Genomic DNA, 275 nt, shown 5'->3' on the forward strand with positions numbered 1-275 from the left:
CTTGTTGGTATAACGAATGTAATTGTATTTCAAGCTCTTCTTTTAATGTACAACAAATACATCCTTTAAGAAGTTCTCTTAAAACATTCTCTTTTCCAATAATATCTGTATCTACTGAGTATTCACCAATTTCATTCATTAATACTGCAACTTTTCTATTCTTCTTTTTCACTGCTAACAATAAATTTTGTAATAATGTTGATTTTCCACTACCTAAAAAACCACCTAATATATGAATCTCCACTTTATTCATTCAACCGACCATCCATTTCTTT

At 28.4% G+C, this 275-nt stretch carries 1 protein-coding gene; it reads right to left on the reverse strand.

Going from position 1 to position 275, the window contains the following annotated elements; all coding sequences use genetic code 11:
* A partial coding sequence (locus KVT11_RS19835; protein ID WP_254636536.1) for a CobW-like GTP-binding protein occupies window positions 1-253 on the reverse strand: 253 nt, incomplete at its 3' end.
* Window positions 254-275: the final 22 nt, after the last annotated feature.

This window comes from Bacillus sp. GbtcB10, assembly GCF_019091365.1.
Classification (GTDB): domain Bacteria; phylum Bacillota; class Bacilli; order Bacillales; family Bacillaceae; genus Bacillus; species Bacillus altitudinis.